Below are 26342 nucleotides of genomic sequence, written 5' to 3' on the forward strand. Positions count from 1 at the left end.
TAGTTTATCCAAGGGTATTAAAACTATTTATTTTCCTGGTTAAGTTCCTCTTCCATTTGTTGATCAGCACGCGAAGCAACCACTAAACAGCTATAGATAGTTAACCCAATAAAGGTCACCGCACTTCCAACTACAAAACCACTCCAAAACATCTAATCACCATCCTTTACTTTGTTCGACTACAAGATTTATTGGCTGCATTACCATTAACATCATTTAATTCCTTTCACAAAAAATGACGACAGAAATCAAATTTTTTTTGATGTCCAAAAGCACTGCTTCTTATATAGTGTATGAAACAGTTCATCAAAGGAGCAAATCAAGACACTGAAACTTGTGGTGAAGGAGAAATGGTTGTCTTTTCCTCCTTTAGTCCATTAAGTGCCTCATAAAATTCATGACCATTCATCAACTTGATACCATTTCGACTTGCAAACAATAACGCCTCTTCTTCAAAATCACTCGTACTTAAAGCGATAGCTATATCTGCCTGAATGTCATAATCTTTCATACTTCCATAAAACTCACGAATTTCTTTTAAAGTCACTAGCTCGCCAAGAGCAAAATCTAATCCTTCAGGATCCGTGTATAAATTTTCAATCATCGGAACGCGTTTAAAATATTTCACTATAATTTTTTGTCCCTGATTCCACATCATAAAATCGTAACCACATGTTATTGGATTCGAGCCCACTTCAAGCTCTTCATATCCTTGAAGCTCAAAAAAACGCTGTAATAACTCATGGAAGAGTTCATCATTCAATTTATCTAACTGTTCAAACAGTAACAACTGACTTAGCTGAATGCGTCGTCGATCATTCTCTTTTGCATACTGCTCCACCGCTAATTTCCGTTGGTTTTGTTTATACTTGATAATCAGTAAACTCACAATGGTTAACAGTAAAATAATGAGATACCAATCCCACATCTGCCAAGAGGCAACCCAATCGGTAAACCCATAAAAAAAGTTAAAAACGACAAATGCAATAATTAAATAAGCTATATAAACGACTCTTTTTTCCATCATATCACCTACTTTAATATGAGAAAAGAACTATATTTTTAAACAAAAATTCCCAAATAAATAAAAAAACGCCCCAATATGAGACGTTTACAATACTTCTTTTCCAAATGGCATTAAGGATAACATGGCTAATTTTAGCGCTTGTCGCGCAAACGGAATACCAACAATCGTCACCGTTAGAAGAATGGCACTCACTAAATTAGCTAGTGCTAATTCTAAGCCACCAAATAAAAGCCAAACAATATTTAAAACAAAAGTTCCACCCGATGTATTCACCGTTACAACTTCCTTTCCAAACGGTGCAAATTGTAACCTAGCTAGTTTAAAACATTGAAGTCCAACTGGAATCCCAATAATGGTGAGACACCATAGCACTCCAAAAAAGCACCAGATGAGAGAATTAATCAATCCGCCACAAATCACCCAAATTAAATTTCCTAGACACGACATGTTTTCTCCTCCTTTATTAAATAATATGCCAAATCATGACTACTTACTTCATGATTTTTTTAATCCATCGTAAACGATTGTGATAAGGTGGAAATACGAGTGGAACAGAAACCTTCGTTGAACGTTTAACAATCGATTTTTCATACGTAAACGTCTCAAAACTTGCTTTTCCATGATAACGCCCCATACCAGATGGACCCACTCCACCAAAAGGTAAATAATTCGATGCTACCTGTGTCACGACATCATTAATACATCCGCCTCCAAAGGCATAACGTTGAATCAAATGATTCGCAAAGGTCTGATTTTCAGAAAAAACATAAAAAGCAAGTGGCTTAGGATGCAAAGCTAGACACTGATCAATCTCATCAAGCGAACGATAACTCATTGTCGGTAATAAAGGTCCAAATAACTCTTCTTCCATTAAAGAATCATCTAGAGAAACATGTTTAAAAATGGTTGGAGACACATATCTCTCATCAAGTCTTACCTCACCTCCAATAATGACCTTTTCGCGGTTCTCTTCAATGAGCTGAGCTAAGCGCTTCGTATGCTGGAGCGTTACGATGTGACCATAGTCCTCACTTAAATATGGATTCTCACCATAAAATCTCATCAACACTTGAATCAGTTCCTCTAAAAAAGCTTCATAAATTTGATGATGAACAAGGACATAATCTGGCGCCACACACGTCTGACCGTTATTCATAAATTTTCCCCAAGCTAAACGCTCAGCTGCCCGCTTCAAATTCGCTGTCTCATCAATGATCACCGGAGACTTTCCTCCCAGCTCGAGTGTGATTGGGATTAAATGTTGACTCGCTTTTTGCATGACAATTTTACCAACTCGTACACTCCCGGTAAAGAAAATATAATCAAATGGTAAATCAAGCAGCTCCTGATTAATCTCAACTCCACCAGTTACAATAGAAACATACTCATTACTAAAGGCTGTTTCTATTAATGAAACTAATACTTTTTCAACGGTTGGGGTAAGCTCTGAAGGTTTTAAAATGGCGCCATTTCCACCTGCAATGGCTCCTACTAATGGTTCTAATAAAAGTTGAACGGGATAATTAAAAGGTCCAATAATTAAAACGACGCCGTAGGCGGATGGATAAACAGAAGATGTTCCGATTAATTGGGCTATATCGCTCTTCACACGACGAGGACGTGCCCATTTCTTTAAATGCTTTATCGTATAATCAATGGACGAATAAATGAAACCAATCTCTGAGGTGTAAGCTTCAAAAGAAGACTTTCCTAAATCTTTTTTCAGTGCCTCTTCTAACTCTGTTTCGTACTGCTTAATTGCTTGCTTTAATTGCATTAATGCCTTCAGTCGTTGTTGAATTGAGATGGGTCCGTGGTGATGTAAATAAGATTTTTGTCGTTGTAATTGTTCATTTAAGTTCATGTGATCACCTCAAGAAAGAAAAAACCCTCTGCAAGGCAGATGGACTCTTCTATTTATTTTTATAACGTCGGTTTTCTTTACGATTAATGTAAAGACCGGCTAAGATCGTAATAATAACTGAAATAATAGAAACAATTAAAAACCCGTATTTATTCTCTTGGAATGGGACGGGAACATTCATTCCCCAGAAACTTGAAACGACGGTTGGAACCGCAATAATCACTGAGACGACCGTTAAAAATTTCATGACCATATTCAAGTTATTTGAAATAATTGTTTCAAAGACATTTAAGTTGCTACTTAAGATGTTTCCATAAATTTTTGACATGTCAATCGCCTGTTTATTTTCAATGATAACATCTTCTAACATTTCAGCTTCCGGTGTATCATTTTTTTCAAGCTTGACTAAACGTTCTAATACGATTTGGTTTGAACGAAGGGATGAAGACATGTAAACTAAACTTTTTTGTAAGTCCAACATTTCGATTAAATCTTCATTTTGTGGTGAGTGACGTAAGGCACGCTCAACTTGGCTACTCTTACGTTCAATAACACGTAAATAACCTAAGTATTGAATCGAGATCGTATATAAAATTTGATAAATATGTGCATTGATACTTGTTGTTGTGACTTTTAAGCGTTTGCTAAATACATTTAACTCTTGTGTACATAATGTTAAAAGCATGCGATCTGTTTTAACAATCCCAAGTGGGACAGTTGAGTAATACGTATCAGACTCAAATGAGACAGGAACGTCGACGATAATCATCGTAAAGTTATCTTCAATTTGAACACGTGAACGCTCTTCTTCATCAAGTGCTGTAATAACTGTTTCATACTCTAAGTCATGTGCTTTACATAATGTTTCTACTTCTTGATGGGTGGGATTAATTAAGTTAACCCACTCAAACCCGCCACTTGTTAGTGAATTAATGAAATTCACTTCACTTCTCATCGAATCACCTCTTATAGTCTCACACGATGTCATCGACACTTGGTGACATCCATGTGATTAATTTAATTGTCCGTATGGGAATGGAATCTTCCACTTGATGTCACCTCCAACTGTCTCATAAACATAGTAAAAGAACAAAAACTAGTATTAAACTTAGTCTTTGCACCCTTTAAAGAAATATAACAGGATTCTTTTCCTTTTCAAGTATACTACTAATCATTAGAATTGACCACCTTCAGACGTAAGTTTTTTCACCTGTCGACAAATATAATGGAAACGAGTGCGAAATTTTTATAAAAAGCGTAAATTTCGAGAAATTCCTATGAGAATTATAAAATAAAAATCGGATATTATTAACTTTTTCAGACAATTTCGATATAATGAATATATTGTAATTATGGACATTACGAAAGGATGTGACAGTTTGAATAAAGTAAATATTCCCGAAAAACTTGTACCTGAGGTAACGAGTAACTTGCGTAAAAATTTCGTTCGTGTCCCAGATGTGATTCGAAATGCAAGTGGAATCCGTATCTTTGGTAAACGATTAAAATCATTTATCTTTACAACAGACGTAGCAATTATTAAAAATACAAATGCAGACGCGGTCATTGCCGTCTATCCATTCACTCCACAACCAACGATTACTCAAGCGATCATGTCCGTTTCAGACATTCCTGTTATTTGTGGTGTTGGTGGAGGACTAACACATGGAACGCGTTCAGCAAACATTGCCTTACATGCCGAATTCCAAGGTGCTATTGCCGTCGTTTTAAATGCACCCACACCTCGTGAAACCATTGAATACGTTAAGGAAACGATTGATATTCCTGTCGTCGTGACAGTTGTTTCTGAACATACAGATGTTCAATCTCGTATTGATGCTGGAGCTGATATCTTAAATGTCAGTGGTGGTTCTAAAACAGCTAGCATTGTGCGTAAAATTCGCCAACAATACCCAACCATTCCGATTATCGCAACTGGCGGACCAACCGATGAATCAATTCTTGAAACCATTGCAGCGGGAGCAAATGCTATTACCTATACCCCCCCAACAAATGGAGAATTATTTCGTGTAAAGATGGATCATTACCGTGAAATTGAAAATAGCGTTCAACAAGATGAACCCATTGATAAAATTCACGAAGAAGAGTTAGCTTTAACTGAATAAATAAAAATCCCTTAAACAGGGTGTTCAACTAAACCACCATATTAGATGGTGGTTTTTCATTTTCCTGTCTAGCTCATAAAAAAACAATCGTTTTATTAGTAACGTTTCACGCCTCTCACTATCTTTAAATATAAGAAAAGACAAAATTCTTTTGATCAAGATTATATACCAACTGTGGCTCTAGTCTATATAAGTCCAAATCAGTTTTTCAGATGATAAAAACTTTTAAGCCATACTAGAGGTAGATACATTCTCTCCAAAAATGCCAGGCAACCCATTCCCTAGCAATGGTGGATTGTTTCACAAGTGAAACTGCCAGGGAACCCCTGAACGATAGGCTGCCTTGATTGGTAAAACAGATCAGTATTTTTTATTTGCTACTTGAGAGGTAGACTACTTATCTATTTATATATATATAAGTCCAGATAAGTTTTTTACATCGTAAAAACTTTTAGCTGGACTATAGTCTGCCTTGCACGGCATAGCTATTCCATATTTCGGTTGCTGTATTAAATGTAGAAAACATTTCTGTTTATATATAGAACTCATATCAAAAACTTTAAACAATAAATTAAGCTATACTTAAAAGAGGATTTCTGTATCCTACCGTCATGTTATTCTAACTCCATGTCCTAAGATTATCTTCAATAACGGCTAGTTGTCCCACTGATAACGCACTGTATAACCAGACTATCTTATTTCACTTCTCCTTTTAATCGATGACTAACGATAAAAGAAGGACTGAAAAAATAAAGCTAGGTAAAAAGAAAAGATAAATAACTAAAAAGCCTTAGAAAACAGAGCCATTCAGCTCGTTTCTCTAAGGCTTTTTAGCGTTTTAGTATGAATGAATTTATTCTAATAAATAAATGTTTGAGTACCTTTTATAACTAACTATTCATAGCGTAAGGCATCAATTGGATTTAAGTTTGCTGCTTTAATGGATGGTAATAATCCAAAGACAATTCCGATAATCATTGAAAAGATGACTGATAAAACGATAGCCGGTACACTAATGGCCACTGGCGTTTGAGAAATTCGAGAAATGACTTGAGCCAGTCCAACACCGACTAATACCCCAATGACACCACCTAAACTTGTTAATACTGCGGCTTCAGTTAAAAACTGTGTGAGAATCACACTTTTTCGGGCTCCAATGGCTTTTTTCAATCCAATTTCACTCGTACGTTCTGTAACAGAAACGAGCATAATATTCATCACACCAATTCCACCAACAAGTAAAGAAATACTTGCAATCCAAATCAACTGTTGATTCGTTGCGGCACTTAATTCTTGTAATTGTTTAGCCTGTTCTAAAACATCGGTTGCTTTATATTGTACATTATTGTCTCCTAAATACATATTTAATAAATCTGCACTTTCTCGCCCGACTTGTCCCATCGCATCCGTATCAGTTGCCTTAACAACTAAATGTTGCGGCTCATCATAACTATAAACGATTGGCCAAGCAGCATTTGGAATATAAAGGGCTCCACCGTTATCTTGATGATACATATAATAATCTTCAATCGAATGAATCACAGGTGAGAAGCTACTTGGTAGTGAAACAACACCAACAACAATAAATGGTTCCCCCATAATCTCAATTGTTTTTCCAATGGCATCAGTTCCTTGGAAGATACTTGTTGCCGCATTTTGATCTAAAATAACGACCTTACGAAACTCTTCATAATCTGATGGAATAAATGAACGTCCCTGTTTAATCAAATATCCTGTCGTTTGGAAATAATGCTCATCAATTCCTTTCACTGATGCCCCATCTAATACCGTATTTTGATAATAAATACTATCAGCATAGCTTCGACTCACATAGAACGAAGCATTTTCTACATTTTCAATCGCTTTAACTTCCTCTAAAATATCACTCGTCATCACAGGAGTTCCATAAGGCACTTGTCCTGCATCGACTTCATAACCATCTTGGCTTAATTTTACATTTACTACATTATTTCCTGATCCAATTAAATTTTGCTTAATTTGTTCATTCGTTCCCTTAATCGTTGAGACAATAGCGATAATCGCAGCAATCCCAATAATAATCCCGAGCATAGTTAAAAATGAACGCATTTTATGGGACCAGATTCCTTTTAACGATAGTTGAATATTTTCTATCATATCTAGTACCCCCACATATTTGTCATCTCTTTAGCTTTGACACCATCTTTAATATTTTTAGTATATGGGAAGGCCACTTGATCATCTTCATTAACACCTGAAAGAATCTCCATATACGAACCATAAATGACTTTCCCTGTTTGAATGTATTCCTTTTTCAGACGGAAGTCTTCATCAACTTTATAGACAAACTTGCGTCCATTTTCATCACCAATGTAAGCCATGTCTAAATATAAAGCATTTGAATTTTCAACGTTTTCTTGAACTCGAACCGAAACAGACATATTATTTTTTAAATCGGTGGCATCTTCAATATAAGCGACAAAAGGATACTTAGAAACATTTTGATTCCCATACGAATACGGATCATCGACTGGGTATGGATATATCTCTGTGATAGAAGCAATATAACTATTTCCTGTATCCCATGACATCACCTCTACCATTTGTCCAGGTTCCACCTCATTTAATTGGTATTCTGTTAACGTTCCTTTTAAATAAAGGCCACTATCACTACTAACAACAATAAATGCTGATCCTTCAATCGAACCGACACTTGGATCGCCAACTTTTTTGACCACTCCGTTAACACTACTACGAACCGTTAAATTTTCAATTTCTTTTTTAATCTTCTCTTCTTTTAGAAGTGCCTCTTTATAATCAAGTTCTAATGTTTGAATCTCTGTCTTTTTTTCCTGAATTAATTGTGCTAACTCCTCTTTAGTATACCCTTCTTGGGGTAAATCAGGGAGATCTGGTGAGATATCAGGTTCCTCTTCAGGCTCCTGATCTGGATATATTGGCTGTTCGGGGCAAACCGGCTGCTCCGGACAGGTCGGTTGTTCTGGTTCTTCTTCTGGTTTTTGATCAGGCTTCTCCTCATGATCTGGTTGGTTTTGTTCAGGTTCATCAGGTATACTTTCTTTAAAATAGTCACTAACTGTTATTTCAATAAACTCTGCTGGAATTTCTAAGCTTGATCCATCTAATACTTTAATCATTGGTTGTGATCCATCATCCGATAAAAGAGTCAAACTTAACTGAATCGGTTGTGAAATTTGAGTTTGTCCCACTTCATCTAACCCCTTTAAACGATATAAGAATGACACATTTAACTTGGCTGAAGCTTTAACTTCTAAAGAATAAGTTCCATCCTCAAGAGGTGTTAACGCTGTGGCATAGGTTAAAACTTCTTCTTGTTCTCCTTCTGTTGTTCGTGTTCTTGTGAATGACACGGGCATTGTGGTCACTGGGTTTCCTTCACTTTTTGCAATCGGTTGAGTTGAATTTAATTTTTGTAACTGACGTTTAGCTGAATCAATGTTTACTTTTAAACTTTCGATAGTTAGTCGCTGCATTTCAAGTTCCAACTCAACTAACGTACTATCATAAACTAACAATGGATCGTTAATCGATACTTGTTGTCCTTCTTGAACCAGTACCTCTTTGATTACCTTGCGATCTTGAAGCATGACCTCTTGTGTCATATCCGATGTAACATAACCATCTGATTCATTCACGTCGCCCCACCATGACGTACTAATGTACGCAACAGGTTGTACCTCAATCGCTGAGCCGCCACTCAGTTGCTGATAAGCATAAACTCCTCCACCAATCAAACCAACTGAAAGCAACGAAGCGCCAATTATTAAAGGTGCTTTTTTCATCGATCCACGCCCCCTCTCTCTGGATGATAAACAATCTCTCCATCTAAAATTTCTATCTTTCGCTGAGCTTGGTCTGCAATTGCACGATCGTGAGTAATCATTACAATTGTGACGCCTTCTTCATTTAGCTTCTTAAAAAGTGACATAATTTGCGCACCAGACTTGCTATCCAATGCACCTGTCGGTTCATCCGCTAGTAAAATGCTTGGATTATTTACCATCGCCCTTGCAATCGCAACACGTTGTTTTTGTCCCCCTGAAAGCTGAGTCGGTTTAAAGTGTAATCGTTCACCTAATCCAACACGCTCTAAAGCCAACGTCGCTCGTTGACGACGTTCCTGTTTTGAAACACCAGCGTAAGTCAATGGTAACTCTACATTCTCAAGCGCACTTTGGCGTGATAACAATTGAAAGCTTTGAAAAACAAATCCAATTTCTTTTAATCTTAAATCTGATAACTGTGCATCATTTAATTTTGAAACATCTAATCCATTAAGATGATAACTTCCTGATGAAGGGAGGTCTAAGCAGCCTAAAATATTCATTAAGGTTGACTTTCCTGATCCTGATGGTCCCATGATGGCGACATATTCTCCCGCTTCCACTTCAAACGTAATATTTTTCAGGACAGGGACTTCAAGTTTATCTTGTAAATAGTGTTTATTAATATTTTCTAACTGTAAAATCATTGCTCAGCCTCCCCCCTATTGTTTACTGGCACTTTGACTTGTCGTTGAAGACGGTGAAATGGTTGTACTCTCAGTTTCTTCTATGACCTCAGATTCAATACCTTCATCGAACTCCCCTTCAACTTCTTCATTGAATTCTTCTTTAAAATCTCCTTCAAATCCTTCTTTGAAATCTGACTCCTCTATTGATAAATATCCTCCTGATCCTAGCATTCGCTCACAAGACATTCCTTCACTTAAACGGTCATCTGGAAAAGCAATGTAATCATCTACTGTTAAACCATCTAAAATTTCATATCGCATCCATTCTTCATCTAGCTCACCCAGTGTAACTTTACGTTTTTCTAATTTATCATTTTCTGTGGCAACCCAAACATAATCTCCATCTTCTTCATGGACAAGATAATAGTCATATAACCAAACGCCTTCTTTCACCTCATCTTGTCCATTGTCTAATTCAATATAAACATGTTGTCCTAAAATTAAACCGCTCGCTGAGTCAAGCTCAATGTAAAACGGATAAGTGCTTCCACTCTCCCCAGTGCTATCAGAATAATAATTATTGTTATTAGACTCTGTATTTTCTAAATCCACATGTGTAATCATTCCACGCCATGTTTGTGTTTCATCCACACGCGAACGAATAATAACAGGTTGCTCGGCTTGTAATTGCCAAATATTTTGCTCACTCACTTTTCCCTTAATTCGATAATCTTTCGTTGATAATAACGTAATATATGCTTCATTCTGACCATACATATCATATCCATTTTCACTAATTGATTTCACCACTCCTGAAACGGTACTTTTCACGACTGAATTTTCTAGTGACGCTTTTAATTGCGCAACTTCAACTTCTTTACTTTTTTTATCATACTCTGCGCGTTTTAAGTCATTTTCAGTATTTAAAATCTGTGACGTATAGTCTAATTTTTGATCTTCAGGTGCTGAAGCTTTTTGTGAGTTTAATAATTTAATTTGCTCATTTAAACTTGTAATAGATGCACCCAAGCGCTCTAACTCTAATTCGGCTTGACTTAAACTTAAACTCATTTCATCTGTATCATAAGCAAAAAGTTCTGTACCTTCCTCAACTTTATCACCGATTTTCACAAACAATTCCTTGACTTGTCGCTCTTGATTACGATTAATTTCAATCGTTTCCTGTGGCTCTACTACCCCACTATATCGATTAGTTAATCCAGTTCCACTCCCAAGATCTGTAATCATTGAAACTGAATCTACATATGCGGTTAATCCATTATTAGATGGTCTACTCTTCCACATAAAAAATCCTGCAACCCCGATTACCACAACAATGAGAGTTATAAGCATGATTTTTACTTTATTTTTTTTCCCCATTCCTCGATTCCTCCTAATTTTTTCCTTAATTATAACATTCAAATTTGTAGATTTTTGAATTTTTTTGTCAGTTGCCTCTTGATTAAGAAAATCTTAAGAAATACGGGCAATTCACACTTTAACTCATTTTTTCATATCTTATACTAAGTAAAAATAAAATGGGGGCGATCACTGTGCGATTGGAGTCATTGCGTGCGAGTAGTGCAACGGGACTTTGTGTTAATCTTTCATCATTTCATCCGCTCACGTTATTAGTCGGAGTCTCAGGTTCTGGAAAAAGTCAAGTTTTGACCTATATCGATAGCCTTTTTAAACTTTTAATGGGGCAATCTTCATCCGACCTTGAAGATGGAGAGTATGAATTACGCTTTGAGTTAAACCATCAACACTATCATTACTTCGTTTATATAGAAGATCATCATCCGGTTATCATTCGACTTTGGTGCAATGAAGCATTATTAGATGCTCCCTCAGATTTAATCACCCAACTTCCTTCTATTAACTTGATGAAACCTATCAATCAAATCAGACAAACGAATTCATTCACCAAACGGTTTATCCTTGCAAGTAACGAGCAAAAAGAAGAGATTCTCTCACTTTTTCAACTTATCTTTGATTCGATTGAAGATATTCAAGTCCAATGTACCCCTCAATCTGCTCTTCACCTTTTCTTCAAAGAAAAAAGTGGTGAATGGTTAAGCATCGAAACTCTATCAGATGGAATGCTTAAAACTTTTTATTATTTAACTGAAGTGATTTTAAGCGAATCTGGATCTTTACTCTTGATTGATGAATTTGAAAATGGACTCGGGTTAAACTGTATGGGACCTTTACTCGAACAAATAGTCGCACGTGAAGATCTTCAACTGATTTTAAGTAGTCATCATCCATATATCATCAATAATATTCCGAGTGAATCATGGCAGATTATCACAAGAGAACACTCGACAATCCATGCCCAATCAGCTGAAGAATTCGGAATCGGGCAAACGAGATATGATGCCTTTTTTGAATTAATGAATCGATTAGAATTCGAGGGGGGCTTATAACATGAATCTCTACATTCTCGTTGAAGATGGAAAATCCGGCCATAAAATTATTGATCACTGGATTCCACTCTTACTTCCCTCTATCACTCGGGTACCGACGATCGATGAGATGACAGAAAATCAATATGTTATTTTTAGTGGACTCGGCTATCCACGAATGCTTGGAACCGATGCAACGTCCCCTTCAAAAAATGTCCTCGGACAAACGATTGAGACGATTAATGACACTCAAAAAATTGACTACCTCTTAATTTTCTTAGATGGTGATGAGGAGGGCACAGAAAGGCGAACCGAAATCGTCACCCAAAAAATCAAAAATTATCCGAAACCTCTAACTTGCCCATTTGTCATCTTTGTTCAAAATAAGTGTCTAGAAACGTGGCTACTTGGAAATCGTGACTTTTTCCCAGCGCAACCTAGTGAAAAGTTTTTACCATTTTTGACACATTACAACGTCTCCTGCAGTGATCCTGAATATATGGAAAATGATCTAAGTCGTCGTCTCGTATCGACCTCATCTCTTTATCACGAACGTTATTTACGATGCATGATGCAAGAAAATGGATACCGATACAGTAAGTCGCGTCCCGCTCCGATTATGTACACCGAAGCATTTATCAATGGATTAAAAGGACGAATTAAAGAAACCCATCATCTTTCAAGCTTACAAAGCTTCTTTAATTTCATTGACCAATTAAAAACATCGAAATCCTAAAGTTTCGATGTTTTTAATATCATTTAATAAAATTCTAAAACACTCATAAAAGTAGATCATTATCTACTATCACTTCTTTCCCCCTATAAAATTACTGACTTTTGTAGGATACCTATCACAATTTTATGACTAAATAGAAACTAATCACCATAATCATCATTCATAACTAACATTCCCTACTCATTTAACCAAAAATATAGTAAAATACAATCAGAAAAACTAATAGATGTAGGAGTTAAACCAATGCAAGCAGAATGGAAAATCCAATTAAATACGAAAGTATATGGTTGTTATCAACAACAATTAACGATGGATGAAGATAATCAAACACGTTTAGCAACAAAGGAAGAACAACAAACCTTTTTAAATGACTTAATGACGATTGAATTAGACGATTTAAAAGATGCCTATCTAATTGAACGCATCGATATTTTCCGTGAGCATTTAAAAGCTTTAAACTTTAATATCGAATTCTTCCACGCATGGAATGAAGTCTCAGCCAATAGCTATACGGAATATACGAAAATTGAACATCAAGAAGATAAAGAAATCATTGCCTGCTACAAAGTGATTACGACACAAGGATTATCAGATAACCATGAGATTATCGATATCGTTGGTGCTTTAGAACCCATTGAACCAACAAAGTATGAAGTCGCTAAAGATTCAAAAATTGGATCCATTAAACTTCAATTACTGGATATGGGAATTACAGAAATGAAAGCATAAGAAACTAAAAAGACGGAACATTTCAAATGAAACGATCCGTCTTTTATTATTATTCTTCTGTCACGACTTGTTTACGTCCGTAGTAAACATCCTGATCAATTTTGTTGAATGATTTTCCAACTAAAACTGCCGTTGTTAATGTTCCATTAACATTTAACATCGTGCGTCCCATATCTAAGATTGGATCAATCGCAATAATCCCTGCAATTAATGGGAAGTATTCTCCCATTCCCATTCCTGATAAAACAACTGAAATAGCCATTGTCGCAGAACCTGGTAAACCAGCAATACCAAATGAAGCTAAGGCAATGACAATAACTAACATAATGATAAATGTCATATCAATTGGTGTTCCTGTCATATTGGCTACTGTAATGGCCACTAAAGCTGGATAAATTCCAGCACATCCGTTCATTCCGGCATTTGAACCTAAACTTCCAACAAACGTTGCTGTCCCATTATCTAGTCCCACATTATCAGTTAACTTTTCAATACTTACTGGTAATGTTCCAAGTGATGAACGTGACGTAAAAGCTAAAACTAAGGCATCTAAAACATTTTTCACATAACGGAATGGATTTAATCCGCTTAAGGCAATTAAAATTAAATGCACGACAAACATTAAGGCGACACCAATATATGTAACTAAAATAAAGTCGATAGCTTCCCCAAGAGCAGCCATTCCACGCCCTGCAATCGTATTCGCAAGTAAGGCAATAACAGCATATGGCATCCATTTAATGATTGTCATCGCAACACTTAAAATTATTTTATAGAAAGCTTCAACTAAATCAATGAATGGCTTGACAATATCGTAATATTTTTTCGTTTGACGCTTTGTAGCAAGTCCTAAGAAGGCTGCAAAGATCACAACAGCAACAACATTACCATCAGCCATCGCTGAGATTGGGTTAGAGGGTAATAATCCACGTAACGTATCGACAAGTGAACTTACTTCACGAATCGTTGCCTCTCCAGCTACTAAGTGTGAATTCACACCTAATTGGAATAAGTTACCGACCACTAATCCAATCATCGCTGCAATAGCAGTCGTTCCAACTAAAAGACCTAACGTACGAGCTGTTAATTTCCCTAAATTTTCACCTTGTTTCATGTTAATAATAACACGCATGATTGAGACGAAAATTAATGGAATAACTAACATTTTTAATAAATCCATAAATCCATTAGCAAATAGTCCATACCATTTATTAATTTCTGCAATGAATGGCACCTCAAGTGGTGCATCTGGGAATCCCCCGACTACTTGAATTAAAAGTCCTAAGACCAATCCGATTCCAGTTGCAGATAACATACGCGTTGAAAATTTAACTTTCTTTTTCTCCATTTGCTTCATTACAAAGAATAAAGCAAATAACACAACGATAAAAAGAATCGTCTTAATATCTGTTAAATATAAAAAATCTGTAAAAAATGTACTTTGCATGAGTCGCAATAACCTCCAATATATTTTATCAAATAATAATAGTTTACTCAATTTGACATCATTTTACAAGCGATTTGTTTTTATTCCTCACATGAGTATCTAAATTCATTCCTTTAATCCTTTACATTATTTCGACTTTTTTCAACATTATATAAAAAATATGGATTTATTTTTTCAACAATAGATTTAATTACTTTCCTCATTAATGATTTACTTCTATTCAATTTGATAATTAGTTTTTATAACCTAATACTTTCATAAATTAATTCGACTCCTCAAAAAAGTATTCTAATATAGCAAATACTAAACATGAATCGCTCAAAAATAACCTCTTAAACAAAAACTAATGATTAAAAAGTCTCTGATTTTGTTGCCTATATACAAACAGAAATGTTTTCTACGTTTAATACAGCAACCGAAATATGGGATGATCATGCCGTTCAAGGCAGACTATAGTCCAGCTAAAAGTTTTTACGATGTAAAAAACTTATCTGGACTTATATATCAACGTAGCTTAAGGTCTTAGATAATCTAATCTTGCCAACTCATACTAGACAGCTCATCCGAATGCATTCGTTCGAAATATTGACCAATAATAAACTCATCTTGAATACGTCTATTAGCCATCACATAATGCTCATAGATTGATTTTAGCTGCTGTTGCTCAGCTTCAGATTCAACAGAATAAAACTCCATACTACATGGACGTTTTAACAAATTAGCTCCAATGTACATCTGTTGATCAATAATATAAACGGTTGGTAAAAATCCAAGGAAGCTATCCGCCATCACTTTAAAATTTGTTCGTCGTTTAATATCTGAGACAAATAACTTCGTTTTATGTTTAAGTAACTCATATAAACACCCACAAAGTGCCATGACGATGATAAACATTAAAACTTTGAGTTCCTGGTTTTGACTAAAACTAATAAATAAAATGGAAACACAAACAATCGCTAACAGGCACCAACCTTTTAAGTATTTAATTCGTTTCTCTTCTTTCAAATCGATTTCAACCTGTAAAGATTCATAAAAAACACGATGAAATAACGCTAAAAACTCATCATCTGAAACGCTTAAGACTTCTTTAGACATGATGACATCTGCTTTTGGAAATGTTGGTAATTGTAAATTGACAAAAAGTTCAGGATTAATCTCCGCAGCATAAATTTCTAACTTTTGATTTGCTTGCCTTAATTGATGAAGCACCTCATCAGCTGAGCATGCACGTAAAGACTCATAATTCGATAAGTCCATACCCTACCACCCTTTCCTATTGATTCCATCGTAGTATGGTCGAAAAAGAAGGAAAATATATCTATTAAACATAAAAAACCAGTTACTTTTCGTAACTGGTTTAATCACTAATCATGAATAACTGGTTCAACGCCAACCGTTTGAGTTGACTTTTCTTTTGAGGGTTTCATCAATTTCTCAACAAAAATGGCCATAGCTCCATCTCCTGTGACATTTGTCGCTGTTCCGAAACTATCTTGTGCCGCATGTAAGGCAATCATTAATGGGGTTTCAAGTGCTCCAAATCCAAGCATTGACTCTAATAAACCTAAAGCAGCCATGACACCTCCACCTGGTACTCCTGGGGCAGCAATCATAATGACACCAAGCATGAAAATAAACGGGATATATTGTGCTAACGTTGGCACTTGACCATTCATAAAGAAAATCGCCATAGATGTGAGCACAAGTGTCATCGTATCACCTGCAATATGAATCGTGGCTGATAATGGAATGACAAACTCACAAATTTCCTCATCTACTTCATTTGATTTTGTACATTCAAGTGTTACAGGAATCGTTGCAGCCGAAGATTGTGTTCCAATAGCGGTCAAATAAGCAGGTAACATTTTCTTTAATAAAGCAAATGGATTTTTACGTTTAATCCCTCCAGCCACACTATATAAAATTAGTAAATAACCAACTTGTAATAAGAATAAAACAACATAAACCATTAAGAATGATTTGATAGTTACAAAAATTTCTCCACTATAACTTAATTCTGAAAAAACGGAACCGATATAAAGTGGCACGATAGGAACAATCACCTTACCGATCACCCCCATCATAATCTCACTGAAATCTTGACAAACTTTTAATAACGCACTATCTTTCTTAGCAGCTAATCCAATTCCTAAAATAAAAGCGAGGACTAAAGCACTCATGACACTCATTAGTACTGGAATATCAATGGTAAAGATAGGTGACACCGAAGAACCCTCACTCGGTAATAAGCCTAGATCACTTGTAAACATGGGTAAAAAAACCTTCCCAATCACAAAAGCAGTTAATCCTGCACAAATCGTTGACACATAGGCTAACCCAGTTGTTAATAATAATCCTTTACCTGACTGACGTCCAAGGGAAGCAATTCCAGGAATAATCAGTCCAAGAATAATTAACGGTATAACAAAAGATAAGAAGGCTCCAAACAAAGTACGAAAGGTTGCCGTCATAGCAATCGGTAGTTCAAACGCCGTGGTGCGACAGATCACCCCCAGACTAATCCCGATTAAAAGCCAAATCGCAATGCGTGCAATTAACGGTAACTTTTTCATACTTTCATCCTCCTTTTTCTCTTTTGAATATTGATATTATTATCGCAAATAAATTTGAAAATTCAAGTTTTTTTTTGGCTCAACACCAAAATTGGTTCTTGACACTTAATTCATCTATAAAAAATCGTTCATTACATTCCAACAAGATTCTATTCTCATAGATCGTTCGATTCGGAAGAAAATAACTTCTTCGAATTAATGTTTTAATTTTATTATTTCGTCCTTCTACTGAACCATTTGTGTAACGACACTTATGGTAATTAGAAATTTCTTCTGTCCAATTTTCAAAAGGTTTAAGTGCTTCAGTTAATTCAGGAATATTTAGGGCTTTAGCTCGAGCAATCCATTGAATTAAACGTCTATAAGAATTTGTTTCAGCACTTAATTCATACCAATTAATCAGTGATTCTTTAATGGCATACACTTCCGTCAGTTCTTTTGAATAGCTTAGAAGTTTTCCTAATTTTCGTTCTTCTTTCTCGCTCAAAGAATCATATCGTTTACCGATAAGGTTTTTATTTCGTTTCAAATATTTACGACTTTCCGGTGTTAGCGATAAACTAATCCGTCTTCTCACAGCCTGTAAGGCATCTGTTAGATAACGATTCACATGAAATCGGTCAGCAATTCGGATAGCATCAGGAAAAACTTCAGCAACAAACTTGTGATAAGAACGTGCTAAATTCATCACAACAGCGTAGGGTTTCAACTCTTTGAGTTGCTTCATTAAGCCTTGATTTTGAATTAACGTTTGATAAGTTCTTCCCATGACTAATGTTAACAGGTTACCATTTCTTAGGTCATGAAATCCTGTATTATAAGTATGACCTTTTCGAATCGCAAAATCATCAATGCCTAATATGAGCCGAGTTGATCCTTGAGCAGCAGCGATCACTTTTCTTTGAATAGACGGAATTAAATGAGCAAGATGTTGCTTAATGAAGCGTTCACCAGTTGAGTAAGGGACCTTAAACGTATCTGTTAATTGTTTAACAGTGGTACCGACTAACGGTTTAGAAAGTTCACGTTTATAATCGTTTGTATAGCGAGTTTTCCCTGTCAAAAATGCATATTGATAGGTAAAAGAAACTTCACACTGTTTACAGAAAAGACGCTTCATCGGAATCAATAAAATGGTTTCACGATTGAAACAACGTAAATGTCTAACTTGACGTAGTTTTTGACGGCTACCTTTACAAATAACAAATGCTTGAGTATGGCAACAAGGACAAGGTTGTTTACTCTTTGTTGGACACAGGCTTAAAACTAAAACATTATCTTCAGAAATATGATAGTTACTGACTGTAACATCTTGTAATTGAATTAAATCATTGATATGATGTAAGTGCATCTAAAATCTCCTAACTTTGGTTTGGTCGCACTTACTAAAGTACAAGATTTTAGATGTTTTTTTTATAGGTAAATATAAGCATTTATTTAGTCAAGCACCATTTCTGGTGAAGACTCTTTTTTTTACAAACATAAAAATTTTATAGTCATTTTGTCTTATTTTATAAGGCCTTTCTCAACATTTAATAAATGTGATCCGGTTCTTTTCACTCCTACACCTGATTTTATTTATTAAATGATAAAATTAATCCTCCATCGCTTGGATAGATTCCACTGATTGTTGCTTGCGTTCTTGAAGATGTTCAAAGTAAGCTTTTGTCTCGGCAACAACGACTCCACTTAAAGCGACAATCGCAATTAAATTTGGGAGTGCCATTAATCCATTAACGATATCAGCAATTAACCACACAGCCTCCAGTTGTAGAAAAGCTCCAAGTCCTACCATTAAAACAAAAATCAAACGATACGGTATAATACTTTTCACGCCGAATAAGAACTCACAACAACGCTCTCCATAATAGTTCCAACCTAAAATTGTGGTAAAAGCAAATAATGATAAACAAACCATTAATAATACGGATCCTAATGGAAGTCCTCCAATCGTTGGTAAAACCGTATTGAACGCGGTTTCTGTTAACGCTCCTGTGGCAACATCAGACATTTGCCAAACGCCTGTGACCATGAGTGTTAATCCAGTTAACGTACAAATAATTAAACTATCAATAAATGTTCCTGTCATGGAAATTAATCCTTGCTCAGCTGCCCACTCTGTTTTCGCTGCCGCCGCTGCAATCGGTGCACTTCCAAGTCCGGACTCATTTGAGAAGACCCCGCGCGCAACTCCATTTCGAATGGCCATCGCTACCGTTGCTCCCGTAAATCCACCAACCGCTGCTGTTGGGGTCAATGCACTTTTAAAAATCAGTTCAAAAGCTGGGAGAAGTGAAGCGTGATTGATCACTAAAATGGTGACACAGATGATAAGATAACAGGCTGCCATAACAGGTACCACTTTTTCTGCCACCTTTGAAATCGAGTTAATGCCTCTAAAAGTGATAATCCCCACTAATAGTGCTAACACGAGACCAACTCCCTCAGCTGGAAGATGTAACGTATTTTCAATACTACTCGTAATGGCATTCACTTGCGTGAATGTCCCCATTCCAAATAACGCGACTAAGCCCCCACTAAACGCAAAGAAAATCGCTAACGGTTTGAATTTTTCACCCATTCCGTTTGTAATATAATACATTGGGCCACCCGCTACCTGACCATTCTCATCAAGCTGACGATATTTAATCGCTAAAACACCTTCAGCATACTTCGTTGCCATTCCAAAGAAAGCCGCGAACCACATCCAAAATAATGCACCTGGTCCTCCTGCTGCTAAAGCTGTGGCCACACCAATAATATTTCCAGTTCCAACCGTTGCCGCTAAAGCGGTACACAACGCACCAAATGAAGAAATATCACCTTCACCCGAATCATCAGATTTAAAAATCAGCTTTAACGCTTGAGGAAGTTTAGTCACCTGAATCAATCCTAAACGAATGGTTAACATGATTCCTGTTCCGACTAATAACACAAGTAGAGGGGGTCCCCAAATAAAACTATCTAACTGGTCTAAAAATTGAATCATACAATCGTCTCCTTTTTTCCACACCCGACGGATTGCCTAAAAAAGAAGGGATGTTTCTTTTTCAAGAGCACTTTTATTCACCTAACTAACAAAAAAGAGCCATCCTAAAAAGATGACTCTGGAGTTAGCATTAACGAAAAATTGAGGCAGCTAAAAAAAGCGTCTCAAAAAAGTCGATAATATCCCTGTCCTTTTGCCTGAGAGATTGAGCATCACTGCCTTGCCCCTTCGGCGCCTAATCAATAGGTCTCTCCAGAGTTCCGTCCACTTTACAGTCCTCACTTGCTAACAAGTACCTGAGAGTATGACTCCTTCGGTGTTCCCATAGGGAAACTCTTCTATAAAGTTTCAACCGGTGTCTATTTTTAATTAATATATGTTTATCTTACTCCCCTTGTCCCTAAAAAGCAACTAAAAAAGACAGAAATGATTAATCATTTCTGTCAGACCAGGGACGGATAAAAATTAAAACACCTCCAATGACGACTAATAAAAGAGGAACAACTAACTCCTCTGGTACCACATTCCAACTTGATAATAACAACAAACTACCAATCGTCAAACCAATGGTATTTGATCGCTTAACTCCTGATTCAAACATATTGGTTAGACAAGGCACAATAATAAATAACGTCCACCAGCCATTAAAAAACACTTCAAAATTCCATAATCCTAACGCTTCTCCACCAAACCCAATTCCTATCACTATGAGTGCGATTCCCCAAAATAAATCGGTGCGACTTAATTTCATGCGCATCACGCTCCTCTAAAAAAGCATATGCGACACATCCGCTCCCTATTCGTGCGTTAAATAATCGTGTACGATGGATTCAATCCATTCTTTCGTCATCACAGGTTTCCACCATAGATATTCTCGAACAAACGGAACCTCAATCGTGACAGTTGTCATCGGCTTCTCCCTTGTCTGCTCTAAAACAAGTGCTAACTGTCGAATGACAACCCCTTCTATTCGCTGATTAAATAAATCATTTAGTGTTTGTTTCCAATCTGATAATGTATTTTTAAAAATCGCTTCTTTTTCATTATCTATGAGCTGCATTAAATCAACAAGCGTCACCTCAACAGTCACAAACGCTTCATCGCCTAAAAGACGGGTCCCTTTCACATCATAGGTCATTGTTTGCAACACGTCTTTGGCCACAGCCTTTTGGTCCGTATCCAGCGAAACCTTATCTGACTCTAAAATTAACGCATAATCCGTTTTCTGTACATACGCGAGTCCACCTTTAATCATCCATTCGGGAAGATGACGATTAACATAAACACCCCCGATGATCAATAGCACTAAACCACTCAATATCCAAATCCACTTCTTCATACTAACGCCTCATTTCTAACTAATTATTCTATTATAATCCTAAATCCATCATTTTCATACAAAAGATGAAGCATTTTTTGGACTTTTGACACATATAATGTATTATCTCATTTGTTAAAGGAGGAGTCTCTATGATTAAAATCTTTTCAAGCACAGCAGGGGAAGAGATTTTGGTGAAGACCGTCAACAACTGGCTGAAAGATAACCCGAATGTTTACATTCAATCCTTTAACTATCATACTTACTATAAAACCTCATTTGCCAGTGAAGACGAGCTAGTTCATAGTTTTGTGATTAACTATATGACCATGAATAACTAAAAGAAGATGACCTTTTCAGGTCATCTTTTTTTAAGCGATATCTATTGATAGTTGCTCGACATGCTGATTTGAGCTTTCTTCCTCTAATTCATGAAGTAAAAGTTGTAATTCCTCAATAAGTGCTCGTCGTCGGGGGTACATGGCGATTAATTGATGAATAAGTGTCTCATACGCCTCATCGGTTGTAAAGGGACGGTATCGTCTGAAAATGGCACAGATTCGACGATAACCACTTCGATGACTAACCTTCATGAGTTCCTGTTTAATATACTGCTCATATAAATGGTGCACCTCTGTTTCAAATGTGTCCCAAAGTAAACTTGCAAACCTTTCAATGTAACGTAAGTCCTCTTTCACATAAGCCAGCAGTGCCTCTTGATCTTTTTCTGTTTCAATCATTTTCAAATAAAGCTCCTGCTTATCTAATCGTCGCATCTCTAATTTTAGGGATTCATAAATGAAAGGAAACGCCTCCCCATAAAGTTTTTTTAATTTCGCATAGTAATCAAAATTCCCTCCAACAAAGAGCTCATACGCCAGTTTTTTCATCCCCTCTATATCTTTCATTTTTTCATAAATCGTATAGCGATACAGTTTCCATGTCGCATCAAAACGATTTTCTTCAAACGCTTCAAGCTCTAAAATCAACGGAATAGCCTCCTCATACCTTGCTTGCGAAACGAATTGCTCCACTCGAAATTCGGTTAAGACGGGCACATCCGCATGACGCTCAAGGAACGCATCTAAACTTTCTTCCTCATACTTCGCCAGTAATTCATACCACACTTTATACAAAGACCCTTTCACCTTCTCCTCAACCACTTCAACCATCATTTCAATATAATGGATGATTGGTTGTAAGTATCGGGGTTCTTGCCCATATTCACACAATAAATCGAGAAGTTCAAAATCAACCCAGGTCGTATTTTTTCGTAACCGACTAATCAATAATGAAAAAACCTCATCTATATCTTGATGATAATCGATAGTCGCAAAAATAAGACTTTGCAACTGAGCATGTAACTCCCCTAAAAACTCAGAAAAAATGGCATCTGAATCATCAATTTGATTATCGACTCCCTCACATTCCTCTCGACATAAAAGCATCATTTCGACCTTTAATTGAACAGACGCTTGCTCTTTTATCTGCCCTAGCAACTCATATAAATCATCAACGAAGTGCTGCACCGCTTTTCCTGAAATCTCATGACCGAACTGAATATGTTTAGCCACCATTTCCTCTAACTGTCTTTCAAACGTTGCTAATTGATCCTGTGGTTGCTGATAGGCCATCAACCGTTCATAAATCATTGGATTTTCATCTGCCACTTTTAAAAGCTCTGCCACCAATGTTTCGATCGATAAACTTTTTAAAAGACTGGCTAAAGGACTTTCTTTTGGAGTAAAGGAATGAGAGAGGGAATAAAAAGCAGCTACTTCATGCTTACAAATCGGACCTCCTCGGTACGGACATGCACAATTTGCCTTTAAGATGGTACCGTCGTCTGCTAGTTGAACGCTGACCGTATAGTCATCATGCCCTACCACCAACACTTCCACCCATCCATTTGATAACACTTTTGTTCCTAGCACATGACCATCTTTAAAATAAAGAAGCCCTCGATTTAAAATGGTTTCATCAATCTCATTCATAAAATTATATAAATTCATGATCCCACCTCGCCATAGCTTAGATACACTTATTATGTGGTATTTTGTCGGAACTTCATACATAAAAAAAGAAGTGAGAGTTCTCACTTCTTAACTTAGACGTTCTGAAATTGTGACTAATACTTGTGATGGTGCTTGTGCCACTAAGTCATGAACGACACGTGCATCAAACGATAACATCATATTCTCGCTTAATTCAAAAACATTTTCATCTGCCAGTGGAACATTCTCTGTCTCAAAGGTCATCTTCACGGCACCTTTTAACACGAGCACTGTCGCATATCCGTCATGATGATGTTTGGCTAATCCATCTCCAACTTCAAAATTAAAATAGACGCATTTATACTTTTCATTAGAAGTCACGATTTCTTTACGATCATTTAAAAAATTTAAATTCACCACTTGGGTTTGATTTTGCATAACAACACTCCTTTCAAAAGTAGTGTGGAGCAGAATCAAGAAACTATACTTGATTTCATCAAGCAAAAAAACTTCTGAGAGATGATCTAAATCATCACTTCAAACACTTGCACGTTCTATTTGACTTTTATTTTTCATATCGTAAAACATAAACCATTTTAAATGTGGGGGGAACACTAATGAACTATCAACTTTTAATCAATATTACTTTTCGCACTTTACTAGCCATGTTTATTGGTGGTCTCATCGGATGGGAACGAGAAAGTACACATCGCCCCGCCGGATTACGAACCCATATGCTCGTTGCGGTTGGTTCCTGTGTCATCATGCAACTTGGATCATTTAATGCCACTCATATTGGAGCCGAATTTAACGTTGATCCCTCTCGTTTAGGTGCTCAAGTCATTTCTGGCATCGGTTTTTTAGGAGCGGGAACCATTATGAAAGAAGGAACTACCATTAAAGGATTAACAACAGCCGCTAGTCTTTGGGTAGTTGCCTGTTTAGGACTCGCCGTTGGATCAGGAGCCTATGCTATCTCCGTTATTGGATTTGTATCTGTCATCTTAACGCTCACCATTTTTGAACATGCTTCCACGTTCATCCCATTCGGAAAATATCGTCGCTTTTCGATTAATCTTCAATGCCATCACTTAAATGAAACCTTACAGCATTTAAATGCTACGGCAAAAAAGTATCATGCGCATATTCTTGATTTAGAACTTCTTGGTTTACATGACGATATCACTGAAATATCCTTCAATTTCTCAACAAAAAAACTTCATAAAACACTTGATGCTACAACACTATTTAATGATATCAACCAAAATGAACAAATTGTATCTGTTAAAATGACCGAATATTAAACAAAAGATGACGCCAAGGCGTCATCTTTTTAGCATATTACGGGACTGAATTGTTAAATAAAGAGTTTTTTAGCCGTTTTTCCAACGGTTAATGTTCCAACGGTGTCAACCGTTCCACCAATGACACCACCAACAATAGGAACCATTTTACCTAAATTAATAACACCTTTTTGACCAAATTTCGTTACTAGGCGAAAGCCCACTTTTTTATTAATCTGATAAATGACTTTCATAGGCATTTTTTTTTATTAAATTCATCCCAACTTTTGAGCCAATCGTAATCCCAGCTTGTTTTAAAATATCTGTAGCAGCTTGACCCGTTAAAGCCACAAAAACTAATGTTTTAACCTGATCATCTTTTAGATTATAACCTCTCATATAGGCAATGGCTGCGATCATCCGAATTTGAACAAAAATAACAGAACTGATATTAGCTGGAATCGCAACAGGTAATGTTAATAGTCCCCCTAATCCAGTAATAAATCCGCTAGTTGCACATTTTGCACACTGCCAATTTATGAAGGTATCAATGGCTTCATCAACGGTGTCATACTTTTCAAGATAACGTTTAGCTAACTCTTCTGCCGACTCCATACCTGGAAGTCCTTGAATTGCTTTTTCATACCCCCACTCTAAGACTTGCATCATTTTAGACTCAGTTAATTGACTACTGCTTTCCATACTGCTTCACCTCGAGAATTTTTTACTATCAGTGTCTTTGAGTAATATTATCTTATGACAAATCAAGTAACCTCGCGTGTGTGATGACATAAAATTGGAATCTTAAACATTTTAAAAGCGTTAGACTCATAATCTAACGCTTTTAAAATTCTGCATCAATAATTCGTCTTAAATCTTCAGAGAAGGTTAGCTCACGCTTATAATTTCCTTTCACACTTGTTTCATCTAACCTTAACCCCGTTCTTAAACGAAGAGAATCATAAAATAAACTTAAATTATAAATTTCTTTGACTAGTCCTTTTGATGGACAATACTCATGATTGATAAAGTTTTCAAGTTCTTCTACATATTTATAAGGAAGATGTTCGATCGTTTCAACTTTAAATCGATCTAGTATTTGATAACGCATGTCTTCTTTAATTCGTTCTTTTAAACGCGTCTTTAACGTCTGATATGGCGCAAACTGAACAGCCTCTTTTGGATACTTACAACTCAGCTCAAAAAGCTGACAATACTCATTTTTCTTAAACGCTTCCCTAATTCTATCCTCCACAAAACTTCCACTCAAAAATTTACAATCCTCTACCTTTTTCATCGTTTCACCCCACCAATCAGCATCTACTTTAAAATACGTCAGGAAACGGCAAACGTGCATGGTTTAATTAAAAAGTT

The 26342-nt window shown here is 36.3% G+C and carries 27 protein-coding genes and 1 riboswitch; of the genes, 6 read left to right on the forward strand and 21 right to left on the reverse strand.

Annotation, left to right across the window (positions count from 1 at the left end):
- Positions 1–23: 23 nt before the first annotated feature.
- From J0J69_RS03600 to J0J69_RS03620, 5 genes are all read right to left on the reverse strand, one after another.
- Positions 24–152 (reverse strand): hypothetical protein, encoded by a 129-nt coding sequence (locus tag J0J69_RS03600; protein WP_256637927.1) that lies wholly within the window; start codon positions 150–152, stop codon positions 24–26.
- Between the two features lie 167 nt (positions 153–319).
- Positions 320–1024 (reverse strand): restriction endonuclease, encoded by a 705-nt coding sequence (locus J0J69_RS03605; RefSeq protein ID WP_212725849.1) that lies wholly within the window; start codon positions 1022–1024, stop codon positions 320–322.
- Between the two features lie 87 nt (positions 1025–1111).
- A complete protein-coding gene (locus J0J69_RS03610; protein ID WP_212725848.1) occupies positions 1112–1474 on the reverse strand; it encodes a YccF domain-containing protein in 363 nt (120 codons plus the stop codon).
- Between the two features lie 43 nt (positions 1475–1517).
- The gene (locus J0J69_RS03615; protein WP_212725847.1) at positions 1518–2891 is read right to left on the reverse strand and encodes an aldehyde dehydrogenase; all 1374 of its coding nucleotides are present in this window, start codon (positions 2889–2891) and stop codon (positions 1518–1520) included.
- 49 nt (positions 2892–2940) lie between these two features.
- A complete protein-coding gene (locus tag J0J69_RS03620; protein ID WP_055241527.1) occupies positions 2941–3846 on the reverse strand; it encodes a magnesium transporter CorA family protein in 906 nt (301 codons plus the stop codon).
- A 424-nt stretch (positions 3847–4270) separates the two neighbouring features.
- Here J0J69_RS03620 and J0J69_RS03625 point away from each other — a divergent pair, with 424 nt between their 5' ends.
- Positions 4271–5017 (forward strand): beta/alpha barrel domain-containing protein, encoded by a 747-nt coding sequence (locus J0J69_RS03625; protein WP_055274919.1) that lies wholly within the window; start codon positions 4271–4273, stop codon positions 5015–5017.
- Positions 5018–5911: 894 nt separating this feature from the next.
- Here the strand turns inward: J0J69_RS03625 and J0J69_RS03630 are convergent.
- From J0J69_RS03630 to J0J69_RS03645, 4 genes are read right to left on the reverse strand one after another with little or no spacing between them, the layout of a single operon-like run.
- Entirely contained in the window at positions 5912–7153 is a 1242-nt protein-coding gene (locus tag J0J69_RS03630; RefSeq protein WP_055304378.1) for an ABC transporter permease, read from the reverse strand.
- A 2-nt stretch (positions 7154–7155) separates the two neighbouring features.
- A complete protein-coding gene (locus tag J0J69_RS03635; RefSeq protein WP_212724609.1) occupies positions 7156–8820 on the reverse strand; it encodes a hypothetical protein in 1665 nt (554 codons plus the stop codon).
- Positions 8817–9509 (reverse strand): ABC transporter ATP-binding protein, encoded by a 693-nt coding sequence (locus J0J69_RS03640; protein WP_055241534.1) that lies wholly within the window; start codon positions 9507–9509, stop codon positions 8817–8819. Before J0J69_RS03640 ends, J0J69_RS03635 begins: the two co-directional genes overlap by 4 nt.
- 15 nt (positions 9510–9524) lie before the next feature.
- A complete protein-coding gene (locus J0J69_RS03645; RefSeq protein ID WP_212724610.1) occupies positions 9525–10871 on the reverse strand; it encodes an efflux RND transporter periplasmic adaptor subunit in 1347 nt (448 codons plus the stop codon).
- A gap of 173 nt (positions 10872–11044) precedes the next feature.
- Between J0J69_RS03645 and J0J69_RS03650 the strand changes: the two genes are divergently transcribed.
- The 3 genes from J0J69_RS03650 to J0J69_RS03660 all read left to right on the forward strand — a co-directional run bounded on the left by J0J69_RS03650 (position 11045) and on the right by J0J69_RS03660 (position 13364).
- Positions 11045–11920: an AAA family ATPase gene (locus tag J0J69_RS03650; protein WP_212724611.1), complete on the forward strand. Its 876-nt coding sequence runs from the start codon at positions 11045–11047 to the stop codon at positions 11918–11920.
- Between the two features lies 1 nt (position 11921).
- Entirely contained in the window at positions 11922–12635 is a 714-nt protein-coding gene (locus J0J69_RS03655) for a hypothetical protein (RefSeq protein WP_055274910.1), read from the forward strand.
- Positions 12636–12878: 243 nt separating this feature from the next.
- Positions 12879–13364 carry a hypothetical protein gene (locus J0J69_RS03660; protein ID WP_055274909.1) on the forward strand — a complete coding sequence of 162 codons (486 nt, stop codon included), beginning with the start codon at positions 12879–12881 and terminating at the stop codon, positions 13362–13364.
- Positions 13365–13413: 49 nt separating this feature from the next.
- On the opposite strand, the gene J0J69_RS03665 is transcribed toward J0J69_RS03660, so the two are convergent.
- The 7 genes from J0J69_RS03665 to J0J69_RS03695 all read right to left on the reverse strand — a co-directional run bounded on the left by J0J69_RS03665 (position 13414) and on the right by J0J69_RS03695 (position 21712).
- A complete protein-coding gene (locus J0J69_RS03665; protein ID WP_212724612.1) occupies positions 13414–14811 on the reverse strand; it encodes a cation:dicarboxylate symporter family transporter in 1398 nt (465 codons plus the stop codon).
- A gap of 531 nt (positions 14812–15342) precedes the next feature.
- Positions 15343–16068 (reverse strand): hypothetical protein, encoded by a 726-nt coding sequence (locus J0J69_RS03670; protein WP_055274905.1) that lies wholly within the window; start codon positions 16066–16068, stop codon positions 15343–15345.
- Positions 16069–16175: 107 nt separating this feature from the next.
- Positions 16176–17384, reverse strand: a complete 1209-nt coding sequence (locus J0J69_RS03675) for a dicarboxylate/amino acid:cation symporter (protein WP_212725846.1) — start codon at positions 17382–17384, stop codon at positions 16176–16178.
- 79 nt (positions 17385–17463) lie between these two features.
- Positions 17464–18735 (reverse strand): ISL3 family transposase, encoded by a 1272-nt coding sequence (locus J0J69_RS03680; protein ID WP_256637928.1) that lies wholly within the window; start codon positions 18733–18735, stop codon positions 17464–17466.
- Between the two features lie 243 nt (positions 18736–18978).
- The gene (locus J0J69_RS03685; RefSeq protein WP_055304392.1) at positions 18979–20373 is read right to left on the reverse strand and encodes an alanine/glycine:cation symporter family protein; all 1395 of its coding nucleotides are present in this window, start codon (positions 20371–20373) and stop codon (positions 18979–18981) included.
- Positions 20374–20548: 175 nt separating this feature from the next.
- Positions 20549–20639, reverse strand: a riboswitch (glycine riboswitch).
- 164 nt (positions 20640–20803) lie between these two features.
- Positions 20804–21130, reverse strand: coding sequence for a LiaF transmembrane domain-containing protein (locus J0J69_RS03690; protein WP_237252432.1), 327 nt, complete (start codon positions 21128–21130; stop codon positions 20804–20806).
- A 39-nt stretch (positions 21131–21169) separates the two neighbouring features.
- Positions 21170–21712, reverse strand: a complete 543-nt coding sequence (locus tag J0J69_RS03695; RefSeq protein ID WP_212724615.1) for a hypothetical protein — start codon at positions 21710–21712, stop codon at positions 21170–21172.
- A gap of 131 nt (positions 21713–21843) precedes the next feature.
- On the opposite strand from J0J69_RS03695, the gene J0J69_RS03700 reads away from it, so the two are divergent.
- The gene (locus J0J69_RS03700; RefSeq protein WP_055241556.1) at positions 21844–22032 is read left to right on the forward strand and encodes a hypothetical protein; all 189 of its coding nucleotides are present in this window, start codon (positions 21844–21846) and stop codon (positions 22030–22032) included.
- Between the two features lie 30 nt (positions 22033–22062).
- Here the strand turns inward: J0J69_RS03700 and J0J69_RS03705 are convergent, their stop codons facing one another.
- Together J0J69_RS03705 and J0J69_RS03710 are read right to left on the reverse strand one after the other, a co-directional pair.
- Positions 22063–23703: an SWIM zinc finger family protein gene (locus J0J69_RS03705; RefSeq protein ID WP_212725640.1), complete on the reverse strand. Its 1641-nt coding sequence runs from the start codon at positions 23701–23703 to the stop codon at positions 22063–22065.
- Between the two features lie 90 nt (positions 23704–23793).
- Positions 23794–24123, reverse strand: coding sequence for a cupin domain-containing protein (locus J0J69_RS03710; protein WP_212725641.1), 330 nt, complete (start codon positions 24121–24123; stop codon positions 23794–23796).
- Positions 24124–24302: 179 nt separating this feature from the next.
- Between J0J69_RS03710 and J0J69_RS03715 the strand changes: the two genes are divergently transcribed.
- Positions 24303–24989: an MgtC/SapB family protein gene (locus J0J69_RS03715; RefSeq protein ID WP_212725642.1), complete on the forward strand. Its 687-nt coding sequence runs from the start codon at positions 24303–24305 to the stop codon at positions 24987–24989.
- A 53-nt stretch (positions 24990–25042) separates the two neighbouring features.
- Here the strand turns inward: J0J69_RS03715 and J0J69_RS03720 are convergent, their stop codons facing one another.
- The 3 genes from J0J69_RS03720 to J0J69_RS03730 form a co-directional block, all read right to left on the reverse strand.
- Positions 25043–25222: a hypothetical protein gene (locus tag J0J69_RS03720; RefSeq protein ID WP_237252433.1), complete on the reverse strand. Its 180-nt coding sequence runs from the start codon at positions 25220–25222 to the stop codon at positions 25043–25045.
- Positions 25200–25670 (reverse strand): EcsC family protein, encoded by a 471-nt coding sequence (locus J0J69_RS03725; protein WP_237252435.1) that lies wholly within the window; start codon positions 25668–25670, stop codon positions 25200–25202. Before J0J69_RS03725 ends, J0J69_RS03720 begins: the two co-directional genes overlap by 23 nt.
- A 142-nt stretch (positions 25671–25812) precedes the next feature.
- Positions 25813–26265, reverse strand: a complete 453-nt coding sequence (locus J0J69_RS03730) for a hypothetical protein (protein WP_055274888.1) — start codon at positions 26263–26265, stop codon at positions 25813–25815.
- Positions 26266–26342: the final 77 nt, after the last annotated feature.

Source organism: Turicibacter bilis (assembly GCF_024499055.1).
Lineage (GTDB): Bacteria > Bacillota_I > Bacilli_A > MOL361 > Turicibacteraceae > Turicibacter > Turicibacter bilis.

Bases quoted from the DNA above. Each gene is read 5' to 3' on its own strand.
- J0J69_RS03600 (WP_256637927.1), bottom strand. From the start codon at position 152: ATGTTTTGGAGTGGTTTTGTAGTTGGAAGTGCGGTGACCTTTATTGGG.
- J0J69_RS03605 (WP_212725849.1), bottom strand. From the start codon at position 1,024: ATGGAAAAAAGAGTCGTTTATATAGCTTATTTAATTATTGCATTTGTC.
- J0J69_RS03610 (WP_212725848.1), bottom strand. From the start codon at position 1,474: ATGTCGTGTCTAGGAAATTTAATTTGGGTGATTTGTGGCGGATTGATT.
- J0J69_RS03615 (WP_212725847.1), bottom strand. From the start codon at position 2,891: ATGAACTTAAATGAACAATTACAACGACAAAAATCTTATTTACATCAC.
- J0J69_RS03620 (WP_055241527.1), bottom strand. From the start codon at position 3,846: ATGAGAAGTGAAGTGAATTTCATTAATTCACTAACAAGTGGCGGGTTT.
- J0J69_RS03630 (WP_055304378.1), bottom strand. From the start codon at position 7,153: ATGATAGAAAATATTCAACTATCGTTAAAAGGAATCTGGTCCCATAAA.
- J0J69_RS03635 (WP_212724609.1), bottom strand. From the start codon at position 8,820: ATGAAAAAAGCACCTTTAATAATTGGCGCTTCGTTGCTTTCAGTTGGT.
- J0J69_RS03640 (WP_055241534.1), bottom strand. From the start codon at position 9,509: ATGATTTTACAGTTAGAAAATATTAATAAACACTATTTACAAGATAAA.
- J0J69_RS03645 (WP_212724610.1), bottom strand. From the start codon at position 10,871: ATGGGGAAAAAAAATAAAGTAAAAATCATGCTTATAACTCTCATTGTT.
- J0J69_RS03655 (WP_055274910.1), top strand. From the start codon at position 11,922: ATGAATCTCTACATTCTCGTTGAAGATGGAAAATCCGGCCATAAAATT.
- J0J69_RS03660 (WP_055274909.1), top strand. From the start codon at position 12,879: ATGCAAGCAGAATGGAAAATCCAATTAAATACGAAAGTATATGGTTGT.
- J0J69_RS03665 (WP_212724612.1), bottom strand. From the start codon at position 14,811: ATGCAAAGTACATTTTTTACAGATTTTTTATATTTAACAGATATTAAG.
- J0J69_RS03670 (WP_055274905.1), bottom strand. From the start codon at position 16,068: ATGGACTTATCGAATTATGAGTCTTTACGTGCATGCTCAGCTGATGAG.
- J0J69_RS03675 (WP_212725846.1), bottom strand. From the start codon at position 17,384: ATGAAAAAGTTACCGTTAATTGCACGCATTGCGATTTGGCTTTTAATC.
- J0J69_RS03680 (WP_256637928.1), bottom strand. From the start codon at position 18,735: ATGCACTTACATCATATCAATGATTTAATTCAATTACAAGATGTTACA.
- J0J69_RS03685 (WP_055304392.1), bottom strand. From the start codon at position 20,373: ATGATTCAATTTTTAGACCAGTTAGATAGTTTTATTTGGGGACCCCCT.
- J0J69_RS03690 (WP_237252432.1), bottom strand. From the start codon at position 21,130: ATGCGCATGAAATTAAGTCGCACCGATTTATTTTGGGGAATCGCACTC.
- J0J69_RS03695 (WP_212724615.1), bottom strand. From the start codon at position 21,712: ATGAAGAAGTGGATTTGGATATTGAGTGGTTTAGTGCTATTGATCATC.
- J0J69_RS03700 (WP_055241556.1), top strand. From the start codon at position 21,844: ATGATTAAAATCTTTTCAAGCACAGCAGGGGAAGAGATTTTGGTGAAG.
- J0J69_RS03705 (WP_212725640.1), bottom strand. From the start codon at position 23,703: ATGAATTTATATAATTTTATGAATGAGATTGATGAAACCATTTTAAAT.
- J0J69_RS03710 (WP_212725641.1), bottom strand. From the start codon at position 24,123: ATGCAAAATCAAACCCAAGTGGTGAATTTAAATTTTTTAAATGATCGT.
- J0J69_RS03715 (WP_212725642.1), top strand. From the start codon at position 24,303: ATGAACTATCAACTTTTAATCAATATTACTTTTCGCACTTTACTAGCC.
- J0J69_RS03720 (WP_237252433.1), bottom strand. From the start codon at position 25,222: ATGAAAGTCATTTATCAGATTAATAAAAAAGTGGGCTTTCGCCTAGTA.
- J0J69_RS03725 (WP_237252435.1), bottom strand. From the start codon at position 25,670: ATGGAAAGCAGTAGTCAATTAACTGAGTCTAAAATGATGCAAGTCTTA.
- J0J69_RS03730 (WP_055274888.1), bottom strand. From the start codon at position 26,265: ATGAAAAAGGTAGAGGATTGTAAATTTTTGAGTGGAAGTTTTGTGGAG.